The sequence below is a fragment of the Mesorhizobium sp. P3_A9 genome, assembly GCF_056402975.1.
This window is the reverse complement of the sequence record NZ_JBFUGJ010000028.1, coordinates 1-12,312: the sequence shown is the minus strand read 5'-3', so window position 1 is coordinate 12,312 and position 12,312 is coordinate 1. Positions and strand designations below refer to the sequence as shown.

The window sequence follows — 12,312 nt, the reverse complement described above, 5'->3', positions numbered from 1 at the left end:
CAATCTCCCGGCTTGCGGATTACGGCGTTTGCAGCAACTCGTTTGCAGCCTTCACCACCTCGTCGGTTTCGGTTGCGGTGCGCCGGGTGATCGTCGGCCTCAGGCCGTCGGCCTCAAGCCCCCAACCGAAGTTGCGCACGTTCCATTGGTCCTTCGGCAGCACAGCCTCCGATACGCCTTCGATCTTGGTCGTCGGAGAGTTGCTCCTCAGCAGTCGGGTTTCGGTATGGCAGCTGACACAATCGGTGTTGAAGAAATGGCTCTTCGACGGGTCGGCGATGATATCGGCCAGGGTTATCGTGTCCTGCTCGCTTCCCGTCGCTTTGAGCAACGTCGCCGTGGAAACGCCCTTGCGATCGCTTGGCGGTTGAAAGCAAGTCGTCATCGTCTCGCTCAAATTGTTGGAGACGGGAGCGGGGACCACTTTGTCTCCGCCTCCGAAAAAACGCACCAATTCGGCTGTTGCCTTGCCATCAAGGGCCGGGTTTGGAACCGCGATCAATTTCCCGAAGTCGGCGATCTTTGGGTTGGACTGTATCTTCATGGCGACGAAAATCCACGGGGCGGCAGCGGATTTCGGCAATCCCATCGCTGCCATGGAACCGAGTTTTTTTACCGAAAGGTCCTTGTCCAGGATTGCCACCAGACGATCGCGGAAAGGCTTCCTCGCCTTGGCGTCCGCGAGCGCGGGATGCACATCGAGAAGACCCTGCGTGGAGATCGGCGTGGCGCCAAAGCTGCCTTTGGCCAGATCGTCGCGCAACGACGCGAAGTCGGCGAGCGTCAGTCGAAAAGCAGTGAGGTCGGGATCGACCTTAGGTATCATCTGAACTGCGCAAGTCTCCTGTTGCGGTATTCCCCCTATAAAACTGAAGATCATGTGAGCGGCGCGGTCGTGGATCTTGACCGCGCTGCCCTCAATCGTCACGGGTTGCAGGATCAAGCGGACCTGTGGGATCTGGCCGAACGCCGCCATGACGTTCTTCGACAGGCCAGGCGCGCCGACATCGACGCGGATGCCGGCGACGAACCAGTTCTTGATGTTCTCGACTCCGTCCGGGAGACCGATCTGCACCGATTGTCCGTCAGCGAGGGCGATCTTGCTGGCATCACCGGCCGCGATCGCGAGAAACCGCTGGAATAGCGGCTCGGGAACCAACGGCACGCCGCCGGCGCCGATCAGGTCCGCAACGGAAATGAAATTGGCAAGGTCGGCCGCGTCTTTCGGCGCCGGAAACAGGATCGACACGTCGAGCGGATGGAGCGGCTCGGGCGCATCGGCGACCACCGCCGGAGAGGTGAAGCTCAGTATCGCGGCAAACGCCATCGCGCCGGCCGCCAGGATTGTCCTTCGATAGGCCTTTAGAGATTTCCACATATTCTGCCCCCCGGCTATGTTGAAAGTGTTTTCTGCTCCATTGTCCAAAGGCGTGGTTCAGAGCAATTCGGGGAAGAGCGTGAAATGATTTTCCGCCAAGAATTGCGTCAGAACAAAGAGTTAGAGCAGCTTTCCGCCTCCGAGAGGACGGTGAACTTCTCTACAATGAATTGTCGAGCGTCGACGCATCCATCAACGTCTCCTTCAACAGATGACAGACAAGGATCGACGCCATGCACGGGAATTCAAAATTATAGTTGTATGAGCATATTGATACATACGATGCGCGCCTGATGTCAATTACCAGGTTTTATTTGGTACGATAATAAAGCCTCAATGCTTTCTCGCGGTCGCCGGCTTCCGATCACTTCGGATGGCGGCTCGAAAACATACGAGCCCGGGCTTTGGTGCCAGGGCCTCGCGCCGCCATTGGCACTCAAGGCGCTATACCGGGTGAAGAATTGGTCATTGAAGTCTGAAGGCCCTCGCTGCCCGACATCGGACGGCTGGCGCGGCTTCCCGAACTGGCTTGTGGAGGATGTCGGCGTCACCGCCAAGCGGCGAGAGTGGTCAACAGAATATGCATGGTGATCCCGACAGGAATCGAACCTGTGACCTACAGATTAGGAATCTGCCGCTCTATCCTACTGAGCTACGGGACCACGCGGCCCGACACATAGCCGCTTCGGATCGTTTCGCCAAGAGGCCGGCCGCACGCAATCGGCCAGCCTTTTGTGCGGCGCTCGTCAGGCGGCGAGCGCGGTTTCCGCCAGTTTCACCCAGTAGCTCATGCCGTGCGGGATGGCCTCGTCGTTGAAGTCATAGTTCGGGTTGTGGAGACCGGCGGTGTCGCCATTGCCGATGAAGATGAAGGCCCCGGGGCGGGCCTCCAGCATGTAGGAGAAATCCTCGCCGCCCATCACCGGCTGGATCTCGCGGTGGACGTGGGCGTCGCCGGCGACGTTCGCGGCGACATCGCTGGCAAACACCGTCTCTTCGGCGTGGTTGAAGGTCACGGGGTAATTTGCCTGGTAGTCGACCTCGATCTTGGCGCCGAACGCGGTCGCCAGGCCGTCGCAGATGGTGCGGATGCGCTCTTCGGATTTCTTGGCGATCTCCTTGCGCAAGGTGCGCACGGTGCCGGCGATCTCGGCCGATTCGGGAATGATGTTGTAGGCGTCGCCGGCATGGAACTTGGTCACCGACACCACCACCGCCTCGACCGGGTCGGTGCTGCGCGAGGCGATGGTCTGCAACGCGCCGACCAGCTGGCTGGTGATGACGATCGGGTCGATCGTGCCGTGCGGCATCGCGGCATGGCCGCCCCTGCCTTTCACGGTGATGGTGAATTCGGCCGTCGCCGCCATGATCGGGCCCGGGCGGATGGCGAACTGGCCGACAGGCAGGCCCGGCATGTTGTGCATGCCGAACACTTTTGCGATGTCGAAGCGCTCCATCATGCCGTCCTTGACCATCTCGTTGCCGCCGCCGCCGCCTTCTTCCGCCGGCTGGAAGATCACCRCCACSGAGCCGGYGAAATTGCGCGTCTCSGCSAGRTATTTGGCKGCACCCAGCAGCATCGCCGTGTGRCCGTCATGGCCGCAGGCGTGCATCTTGCCGGGAACGGTCGAGGCGTAGGACTTGCCGGTGATTTCGTTGAGCGGCAGCGCATCCATGTCGGCGCGCAGGCCGATGGTGGCGCCTTSGCCCTGGCGGCCGCGAATGATGCCGACGACGCCAGTCTTGCCGAGGCCGGTGACCACGTCGTCGCAACCGAACTCTTTCAGCTTTTCGGTGACGAAAGCCGCCGTCTTGAAGACGTCGAAGTTCAATTCCGGTGTCTGGTGCAGATGCCGGCGCCAGCCGGCGACTTCGTCCTGCATTTCAGCGGCGCGGTTCAGGATTGGCATGATGGTTCCATTTCGTCGTTGGAGCAGCCGGCTTCAGCCTGGTGTACTGCAATTGTGCCGGGGTTTTGGAATTGTGATTGTCAGGCACTTTGCCATGTTGGCGTCACATAGGGTAAATAGCACCGCACCGATGCGGTCCGTTTTTGAGGGTCGGACTCATTATGCTGGCGGTCACGTAACGAAATCTTACGGAGCCAGAGGCAATCAGGGCAAGAGGCGATTTCGGATTCGATCATGCGGCACAGGCATTTCCTCAAACTATTCTCGGCTGGCGCAATCATGCTGTCGGTCGTGGCCGGATCGGTGCTGGCCAATCCGGTGGTTGTCTTCGACCTGAAGAATGGCCAGATTCTGCAGCATCAGGATGCGTTCAAGCGCTGGTATCCAGCCTCGCTGAGCAAGCTGATGACCGCCTATGTGACCTTCCGGGCGATCGCGGCCGGTGAAGTCCAGCTCGATTCGCCGATCAAGGTGACGAAGCATTCCGCCGGCGAGCCGCCAAGCAAGATGGGTTTCAAGCCGGGCTCGGTGATGCGGCTCGACAATGCACTGAAGATGATGCTGGTCAAATCGGCCAATGACATCGCCATGGCGGTCGGCGAGAATGTCGGCGGCTCGCAAGCCGCCTTCGCCGAAAGGATGAACGCCGAAGCTGCCCGGCTCGGCATGAMCGGSACSCATTTCGTCAACCCGAATGGGCTCTATTCGCCGGACCAGTACACCACGGCGCGCGACCTCTCGGTTCTGGTGATGGCGATCCGCCGCGAGTTTCCGCAATATGCGCCATGGTTCTCGATCGAGGGCCTTGCGGTCGGCAAGAAGGAAATCCCGAACTACAATCTCCTGATCGGTCGTTATCCCGGCGCCGACGGTATGAAGACGGGCTTCGTCTGCCCTTCGGGCTTCAACATGATCGGCTCGGCGACCCGCAACGGCCGCACGCTGGTTGCGGTCGTGCTTGGTGAGAAGTCGGCGGTCAGCCGCGCCGAGGCTGCGGCAAAATTGCTCGACCAGGGCTTCGACACGCCGGCCGCCGGCACCGCCACCATCGCAACGCTGGCGCCTTACGGCGACACGGTCTCGCCCAACGACATGCATGACGAGATCTGCAAGAAGAAGACAAAGGAGGAACAGTCGGAAGCACCGCCCGCCGAGGCTCCCAAGGATGTGCCGAAGTCGCCCTATCAGGAAAAGCTCGACCATGTGCCGACGCTGGTTGCCGTCGGCCTCGGCGGCGCCACCGGTCCGGCACCGAAGGCGATGCTCGACCAGGGTGGGCAGGACTATGCCGATGTGCCGATCCCAAGCTGGCGGCCCGATCGGCCGGCACCGACCGGCGCTGGTGCGGCCATTGCCGGTTCCGCCGCGCAAGGCGACCAGCCGGCCAAGGTGGCGAACTAACCTGATGAGCGGCTTTCCTATCCCCGTTTCGGTGCTGACCGGCTTCCTCGGCGCCGGCAAAACGACATTGCTCAACCGGCTCCTGAAAGACCCGGCGCTGGCCGACACGGCGGTGATTATCAACGAGTTCGGCGAGGTGGCGATCGACCATCTGCTGGTCGAGCAGGCTTCCGATGGCATCATTCAGCTTTCGGATGGCTGCCTGTGCTGCACGGTGCGCGGCGAACTGGTCGACACGCTGGCCGACCTGGTCGACCGGTTGCAGACCGGCCGTATCGCCAGGCTTGCCCGCGTCATCGTCGAAACCACGGGGCTTGCCGACCCGGCGCCGGTGCTGCAGTCGATCATGGCGCATCCGGCACTTGTCCAGGCTTTCCGGCTCGACGGCGTCATCACGCTGGTCGACGCGGTCAATGGCAATGCCACGCTCGATGCCCATGTCGAGGCGGTCAAACAGGTCGCCGTCGCCGACCGCATCGTGCTGAGCAAGGCCGACATGGTGACCGATGCCGGCGATCTCGACACACTGCGGGCGCGCCTGCGGCGGATCAATCCGGGTGCCGAACTGCTCGATGCCGGCAACTCAAAAACAGGCGTAGCTGATCTGTTTGATTGCGGCCTCTACAATCCCGCCACCAAATCCGCCGACGTGCGGCGCTGGCTCGGCGAGGAGGCGGCGCACGATCACGACCATCACCATCAAGGCCATGACCACGCGCATAACCACGACCACAATCATGATCATGGCCACCGACACGATCAGCGCGTGCGCTCCTATTCGCTGATCCATGATGGTCCGGTGCCGTTTTCGGCTATAGAAATGTTCCTCGACCTGTTGCGTTCGACGCATGGCGAGAAGCTGCTGCGCATGAAGGGCGTTATTGAGTTGCAGGAAGATCCGTCGCGGCCGCTGGTTATCCACGGCGTGCAGAAGATCCTGCATCCACCGGCAAGGCTGCCGGCCTGGCCTGACGGCCAGCGCGGCACAAGGCTGGTGCTGATCACACTCGATATGCCGGAAGACTATGTGCGCCGGCTGTTTGCSGCCTTCACCAACCGGCCGTCGATCGACACGCCSGACCGYGCGGCGCTGGAAAACAAYCCGCTGGCSATTGCCGGAAGATAGCAGTTCAGATCGAAATTCAGACAGTCTCGCCGCGTTCGACCAGAAAGCGATGACCACCGGAAACGGCTGACGTTTCTACCAGATGATGGCCGCTGTCAGCACAGAATGCCGGAATGTCGATGACCGCCAGCGGGTCGGTGGTTTCGAGCCACAGCCGGCTGCCTGGCCGCATTCCCGCCAGGCGCTTTTTCGCCTTGAGCACGGGAAGCGGGCAGTTCAGGCCCTTGAGGTCATAGATAGCGGTATCCGCGGCCAAGACTCGGCTCAGCCGCCGAACATGCCGAGCAGCTTGTTCTTCAGCTTCGTCACCCGGCTCTCATCGGCGCTTGCAGCTTGCGTTTCGGTTTCCGGCGCTGCCTCGGTGGGGGCCGCGATGGTGGCGGTGGCGACGGGGGCTTCCTTGGCGGCCTTGGCCGCTTCCTTTGCAGCCACGGCTTGCGCCTTGGCCGCTTCCTTTTCGGCCAGCGCCTGTGCCTTGGCAGCTTCCTTGGCCTGTTTGGCGGCCTCTATGGCGGCCAGCCGCTGCTCCTCGGCCTTCTGCTTGGCGGCTTTCTCTGCGTCGAGTGCAGCCATCTTGCGGCCAGCCGGCGAGTCGATGCGGCCCATGCGCGCCGTCTCGGTCACCGTGCCGTTGGAATTGAGCGACGGCGGATCGATCGGCACGCGCTCGCCGCGCGCCCGGCGCTTCGACCAGTCCGAAACGATGCTGGCTTCCTTGACGCCGGCAATGGTCGGCTTGGGCGGCGGTACGCTGGCCTTGAGTGCGCCGTTGAAATCCGCGTCGTAGGTGCTCTGATAGGCGTTGTAGGCGCTCTTCAGCGAATCCGGCTGCGTGGTCGCGGGGCACGCTCCGGTCGGATCGAAYGTCKSGCCGTCRGCGGCSACCTGGTTGAAGACRTASCGCTTYTCGCAGACGTCCACCTTCGGCGGCACCTTGGTGATCTCGAAATTGTCGTAGCCGACCTTCAGCATCTTCCAGAACTCGTAGTTCGGGTCGCTGCGATAGCGCGCCATGTTGGCGGCAGTCATGCGGAACGGAAAGGCCTCGACCTGGAATTCGGTCTGCCCGCCCTGGAAGGCGTCGCGGCCGAAGGCATAGATCTGCTCGATCTGCGCATCGGTCATCGAATAGCAGCCTGACGACGAACAGGCGCCGTGCACCATCAGGTTCTGGCCGGTGCGGCCGTTGGCCTTATCATAGGCGTTGGGAAAGCCGATGTTGAAGGACAGATGGTAGTTCGAGCGCGGATTCATCTGCGCCGGACGGACCGTGTAGAAGCCTTCAGGCGCCTGGCGGTCGCCTTCGGTGTATTTGGGTCCGAGCTTGCCCGACCATTTGCAGATGTCGTAGCTCGCCACCATGTCGTAGCGGCCGTTGGTCTTGGCCTTCCAGATTTCGAGCTTGCCCTCTTCCTTGAAGATGCGCGCCATCACCGACGAGGTGCGGATCATGCCCTTGGCCTTCATGTCGGCGAGGATCTTGTCCGGCAGCGGCTTGTTGGCCTCCGGGGCAAAGTCCTTCATCGACGAATCATTGCAGCCGGCAATGGCTATCGAGGCGGCGACGACTCCGGTACGGGCGAGCTTGGCAAACATGGATACGGCTATGTCTTTTCCCTCGGGCCAATGGCTTCGAAACGGCCGAGCCCGCATGCTGAACACTGACGGACCGTAAGCCCGTTAACCTTGAAAATTCCTTACCGCAAGCCTCGGCTAACCCTTCGCGGCACTTTCATTGACCCGAATGCGGCGGCATTTTTGTGGCGAAATTGCTCATTGCCGCCACATTGCTGTGGGCGCAGGGCTTCCGATGGCCTTGTTCCGCCATCGGAGGGCGTCAGAGGCTGCGGCCCATCGCCAGATATTTCTCGCGGCGCTGCTCGCGAAAATCGGTGTTGGCGCCGGCAAATTCCTTCATCGTCTTGGCGATGAGGTCGCCGGTCGCGGCAATAACCGTTTCGGGGCCACGCTGGGCGCCGCCCATCGGCTCGGGAATGATGGCGTCGATGATCTTCAATTGCAGAAGATCCTGCGCGGTGATCTTCATATTGGTCGCCGCATCCTTCAAGCGGGTGGTGTCTCGCCACAGGATCGAGGCCGCCCCCTCAGGCGAAATCACCGAATAGATGGCATGTTCGAGCATGTAGACGCGGTTGGCGGTGGCGATGGCGATGGCGCCGCCCGAACCGCCTTCGCCGATGACCACCGAGATCGACGGCACTTTCAGGCCAAGGCAAGCTGAGGTCGAGCGCGCGATGGCTTCGGCTTGGCCACGTTCTTCAGCACTGACGCCGGGATAGGCGCCAGCGGTGTCGACCAAGGTCAGAAGCGGGATCTTGAAACGGTCGGCAAGCTCCATCAAACGCACCGCCTTGCGGTAGCCTTCGGGGCGCACGGAACCAAAATTGTGTCTCAGGCGGCTCGTCGTGTCCGAACCCTTTTCCTGGCCGATGATCGCGATAGGCTCGCCGCGAAAGCGGGCAAAACCGCCAACGATCGCCTGGTCCTCGCCGAAATTGCGGTCGCCGGCGAGCGGCGTGAAATCGGTGAACAGGCCCCTGATGTAGTCGACGCAGTGCGGCCTGTCGGAATGGCGCGCCACCTGTACCTTCTGCCACGGCGTCAGCGCCTTGTAGAGTTCGCGCAGCGCGTCGTGGGAACGCTTCTCGAGCCTGGCGATCTCATCGGCGACATCGACCGCCTCGCCGTTCTCGGCAAGCTTCTTGAGCTCGAGGATCTTGAGCTCAAGATCCTGCACCGGCTTTTCGAAATCCAGGTAGTTGTACATGCTTGAGCGGACCGATGCGTCGGAAGGCAAGGACTGCGGAACCGTTGAAACGAAGGTTCCGGGCGGTGAAATGTCGTCCTCACATAGCGATATGAGGCCTAGTCGGCAAGCGGATGATGATCGTTGACCAGCCGCACCAGCCGCTCCTCCAGCACATGGGTGTAAATCTGTGTCGTCGATATGTCGGCATGGCCAAGCAGCTGCTGAACGGCCCTGAGATCGGCGCCGTTCTGCAGGAGATGGCTGGCGAAAGCATGGCGCAGCACGTGCGGCGATATCTTCGCTGAGGCGATGCCGGCGCGCGCCGCCAGCCCTTTCAGGTCACGGGCGAAGACCTGGCGCGAGAGATAGCCGCTGTCCGATGCGGCCGGAAACAGGAACGGGCTGTCGGCGAAGGCAGGCACCTTGGCCCGAGCGGCAAGCCAGGTCTTCATCGCTATGCGCGCCTTGGCCGATAGCGGCACCATGCGCTCCTTGTCGCCCTTGCCGCGCACCATGAAGAAACGGTCGTCGCGCTGCGCCACCGTCACCGGCAGGCCGACCAACTCGGAAACGCGAAGGCCCGTGGCGTAGAGCACCTCGACCAGCGCATGCAGGCGAAGGGCGGCCAGCCGGTCGGCGTGACCGAGCCCGGCGTCGCCGGCTTCCTGCGCGGCGCGGTCGATCAGCCGGCCGGTGTCGGCCTCACTCATCGTCTTGGGCAGCGGGCGGCCCTTTTTCGGGCTGTCCAGCGTGCCGGTCGGGTCATCCGCGCGCAGGCCCTCGGCGTAGAGGAATTTGAAGAACTGGCGGATCGCCGACAGTTTGCGCGCCTGCGAGGTCGGCGCGAAGCCGCGCGCGGCGATGTCGTCGAGGTAGGCGCGGATATCGGCGGCGGCGGCACCAGCGAGCCCGCCACCGATCTCGCTCGAAGCGTCTTCGAGGTCGCGGCGGTAGGAGGACAGCGTGTTCTCGGCAGCACCCCGCTCGGCGCTCATCATTTCCAGGAAGGCCTCGATGCGGGCGGCGCTGTTCATCCTTGAGGATCAGTTCTTCTTGGGATTCAGCTTTTCCGGCGGGATACGCACGCTCATCTCCGCCTTTTTCGGCTCGACGAACATCACCAGTGCGAACATCGTACCATAAGCAATGCCGGCCAGAATCGCGAGGGTCACGACAAAGCGRAACAGTGTCGGCATCAATTTTCGCCCGTCTTCTTGTTCTGCGTTTCCAAACCCWGTGCCCTTATGGGACGCCAATCCGGCCAATTCAAGGAMGAAGCGGAGGCCTGTTAGCAACTTCTGATGCAGCCATCCCCCGGCCGATATACGCTTGCCCGTGCTCGGCACGCTTGACGCAAACYGGCTTTTSATGTCGATACGCCGGCAAAGAGGGCCCAAGAAACAGCTGATGAACGCTCACCAGGCAAATCCTCCAGGCGAGACCCATGCCGCGCTGCTTGGCCGGCTGGGCAGCCGGTCCATTGTCTTTGTCGGCCTGATGGGCGCCGGCAAGACGGCGATCGGCCGCAAGGTGGCGACGATGCTTTCGCTACCCTTCATCGACAGCGACCAGGAGATCGAGAGCGTCTCGCGCATGACCGTGCCCGAGCTGTTCGAGCGCTATGGCGAGACCGAGTTCAGGGCGCTGGAGCAGCGCGTCATCCTGCGCGTGCTGGAGAACGGCCCGCAGGTGCTGTCGACCGGCGGTGGCGCTTTCATGAACGCGCAGACGCGCGAGGCTATTGCCGCGCATGGCGTKTCGGTGTGGCTGAAGGCCGARMTCGASCTKYTGATGGACCGGGTTTCGAAGAAGCAGAACCGGCCRCTGYTGAAAAGYGCCGATCCKCGCGCMGTGCTSGAGCGGCTGATGGSCGAGCGCTATCCGGTCTACGCGACTTCCGATGTCACCGTRCCGACCCGCGACGACCGCAAGGARGTCATYGCSGCCGAGGTGSYGRACGCRCTKTGCCGGCATTTCGGCATCGATGAAATCGCAGCGACGGGCGAGGTCGAATCGTGAGCGCGGATCAGCCCGTCACCGTCGAAGTCGGGCTTGGCGACCGTGCCTACGACATATTGATCGGCTCCGGCCTTTTGTCGCGCGCCGGTGAGGAGATTTCGCGCCGTCTGCCCGGCACGCGCGCCGCTGTCATCACCGACGAGAATGTCGCCGCCGCGCATCTCGATACGCTGAAGGCCGGGCTTGAGAAGGGTGGTATCCAGCCCACCGTCATCACGATGCCACCAGGCGAGAAGACCAAGAGCTTCGCCCATCTCGAGGCAGTGGTCGACGGAATTCTGGCCGCCAGGCTGGAGCGCGGCGATGTCGTCATCGCGCTGGGCGGTGGCGTCATCGGCGATCTCACCGGTTTTGCCGCTGGCATCGTGCGCCGCGGCATGAATTTCGTGCAGGTTCCGACCTCGCTGCTGGCGCAGGTCGATTCCTCCGTCGGCGGCAAGACCGGCATCAACAGCCCGCGCGGCAAGAACCTTGTCGGCGTCTTCCTGCAGCCCAAGCTGGTGTTGGCCGACACGCAAGTGCTCGACACGCTGCCGATCCGCGAATTCCGCGCCGGCTATGCCGAACTCGCCAAATACGGGCTGATCGACCGGCCGGAATTCTTCGCCTGGCTGGARGCGAACTGGGAAAAAGTCTTCGCCGGCGGGCCGGAGAGGGGAGAGGCCATTGCCGAAGCCTGCCGCGCCAAGGCCGATGTCGTCGCCCGCGATGAGTTCGAGACCGGCGACCGGGCGCTGCTCAACCTTGGCCACACATTCGGCCACGCGCTCGAAGCCGCCACGCAGTATGATGGAACCCGGCTCGTCCATGGCGAAGGGGTGGCCATCGGCATGGCGCTGGCGCACCGGTTCTCCTCGCGGCTCAACCTCGCCAGCCCCGACGACGCGGCACGTGTCGAGACGCATCTGCGCGCCGTCGGCCTGCCCTGGCGGATGGCCGATATTCCTGGCGATTTGCCCGATGCCGAGGCGCTGCTTTCCTTCATCACCCAGGACAAGAAGGTGTCGCGCGGCGCGCTGACCTTCATCCTGACGCGTGGCATCGGCCAGGCTTTTGTTGCCAAGGACGTGCCGGCCTCGGAAGTGCTGTCGTTCTTGAGGGAAAACCACCCAGCCAACGGGAAAGCCGGCTGAGATGGACAATGGCTGGACCGTCGTTGCCGTTCTTGCCATCCTCATCCTGCTGGTCGTTGCCGTGCGCACACGCCTGCTTGCCATGTTCGGCTACGAGCTGTCGCGCATCGAGCCGCAGCGTTCGAGCCAGGACGAGTTGCGCGGCGCGGTCGACGATTTCCGCCGCGACGGCCAGGTGGTGCGCGAGGACCGCGACCGCATTGGCGGCCTGTTCGACCTCGAAGAGCTTGAAGTCTCCGACATCATGGTCCACCGCACCAACATGCGCTCGGTCAATGCCGACAATGCGCCGGAAGCGGTGGTGCGCGAGATCCTGCAGAGCCCGCACACCCGCATGCCGCTGTGGAAGGGCTCGCTCGACAACATTGTCGGCGTGCTGCACGCCAAGGATCTGCTGCGTGCGTTGAACGAAGTCGGCAATGACTTTTCCAGGATCGACGTGATGAAGATCGCCTCGAAACCCTGGTTCGTGCCCGACACCACGACCTTGCAGGAGCAGCTCAACGCCTTCTTGCGGCGCAAGGCGCATTTCGCCGTCGTCGTCGACGAGTATGGCGAGGTCGAAGGGCTGGTGA

The 12,312-nt window shown here is 62.6% G+C and carries 12 protein-coding genes and 1 tRNA gene; 5 read left to right on the top strand and 8 right to left on the bottom strand.

Features of this window, described 5'->3' with window-relative positions; genetic code table 11:
- Window positions 1–19 precede the first annotated feature (19 nt).
- The 3 genes from AC1DX0_RS07325 to AC1DX0_RS07315 form a co-directional block, all read right to left on the bottom strand.
- Window positions 20–1,327: a hypothetical protein gene (locus AC1DX0_RS07325; RefSeq protein WP_477354869.1), complete on the bottom strand. Its 1,308-nt coding sequence runs from the start codon at window positions 1,325–1,327 to the stop codon at window positions 20–22.
- A gap of 636 nt (window positions 1,328–1,963) precedes the next feature.
- Window positions 1,964–2,040 (bottom strand) — tRNA-Arg (locus AC1DX0_RS07320).
- Window positions 2,041–2,124: 84 nt separating this feature from the next.
- Window positions 2,125–3,288, bottom strand: a complete 1,164-nt coding sequence (locus tag AC1DX0_RS07315; RefSeq protein WP_477354866.1) for a M20 aminoacylase family protein — start codon at window positions 3,286–3,288, stop codon at window positions 2,125–2,127.
- Between the two features lie 234 nt (window positions 3,289–3,522).
- Between AC1DX0_RS07315 and AC1DX0_RS07310 the strand changes: the two genes are divergently transcribed.
- Together AC1DX0_RS07310 and AC1DX0_RS07305 are read left to right on the top strand one after the other, a co-directional pair.
- Window positions 3,523–4,689: a D-alanyl-D-alanine carboxypeptidase family protein gene (locus AC1DX0_RS07310; RefSeq protein ID WP_477354863.1), complete on the top strand. Its 1,167-nt coding sequence runs from the start codon at window positions 3,523–3,525 to the stop codon at window positions 4,687–4,689.
- Between the two features lie 4 nt (window positions 4,690–4,693).
- Window positions 4,694–5,815, top strand: coding sequence for a CobW family GTP-binding protein (locus tag AC1DX0_RS07305; RefSeq protein ID WP_477223306.1), 1,122 nt, complete (start codon window positions 4,694–4,696; stop codon window positions 5,813–5,815).
- Between the two features lie 16 nt (window positions 5,816–5,831).
- Here AC1DX0_RS07305 and AC1DX0_RS07300 read toward each other — a convergent pair whose 3' ends face one another.
- The 5 genes from AC1DX0_RS07300 to AC1DX0_RS07280 form a co-directional block, all read right to left on the bottom strand.
- Entirely contained in the window at window positions 5,832–6,071 is a 240-nt protein-coding gene (locus AC1DX0_RS07300; RefSeq protein ID WP_477223307.1) for a sulfurtransferase TusA family protein, read from the bottom strand.
- Between the two features lie 8 nt (window positions 6,072–6,079).
- Window positions 6,080–7,411, bottom strand: a complete 1,332-nt coding sequence (locus AC1DX0_RS07295; RefSeq protein ID WP_477354860.1) for a L,D-transpeptidase family protein — start codon at window positions 7,409–7,411, stop codon at window positions 6,080–6,082.
- 241 nt (window positions 7,412–7,652) lie between these two features.
- Complete coding sequence (locus tag AC1DX0_RS07290) at window positions 7,653–8,603, bottom strand: acetyl-CoA carboxylase carboxyltransferase subunit alpha (RefSeq protein ID WP_477223309.1); 951 nt, start codon at window positions 8,601–8,603, stop codon at window positions 7,653–7,655.
- 98 nt (window positions 8,604–8,701) lie between these two features.
- Window positions 8,702–9,619, bottom strand: a complete 918-nt coding sequence (locus AC1DX0_RS07285; RefSeq protein ID WP_477223310.1) for a site-specific tyrosine recombinase XerD — start codon at window positions 9,617–9,619, stop codon at window positions 8,702–8,704.
- Window positions 9,620–9,628: 9 nt separating this feature from the next.
- Window positions 9,629–9,781 carry a hypothetical protein gene (locus tag AC1DX0_RS07280; RefSeq protein WP_015315495.1) on the bottom strand — a complete coding sequence of 51 codons (153 nt, stop codon included), beginning with the start codon at window positions 9,779–9,781 and terminating at the stop codon, window positions 9,629–9,631.
- A 211-nt stretch (window positions 9,782–9,992) separates the two neighbouring features.
- Here AC1DX0_RS07280 and AC1DX0_RS07275 point away from each other — a divergent pair, with 211 nt between their 5' ends.
- From AC1DX0_RS07275 to AC1DX0_RS07265, 3 genes are all read left to right on the top strand, one after another.
- Window positions 9,993–10,604 carry a shikimate kinase gene (locus AC1DX0_RS07275; protein ID WP_477354857.1) on the top strand — a complete coding sequence of 204 codons (612 nt, stop codon included), beginning with the start codon at window positions 9,993–9,995 and terminating at the stop codon, window positions 10,602–10,604.
- Entirely contained in the window at window positions 10,601–11,737 is a 1,137-nt protein-coding gene (gene aroB / locus AC1DX0_RS07270; protein ID WP_477223312.1) for a 3-dehydroquinate synthase, read from the top strand. The genes AC1DX0_RS07275 and aroB overlap by 4 nt, the downstream gene beginning before the upstream one ends.
- 1 nt (window position 11,738) lies before the next feature.
- Window positions 11,739–12,312, top strand: a 574-nt coding sequence (locus tag AC1DX0_RS07265) for a CBS domain-containing protein (protein WP_477354854.1), incomplete at its 3' end; no start/stop codon positions are given.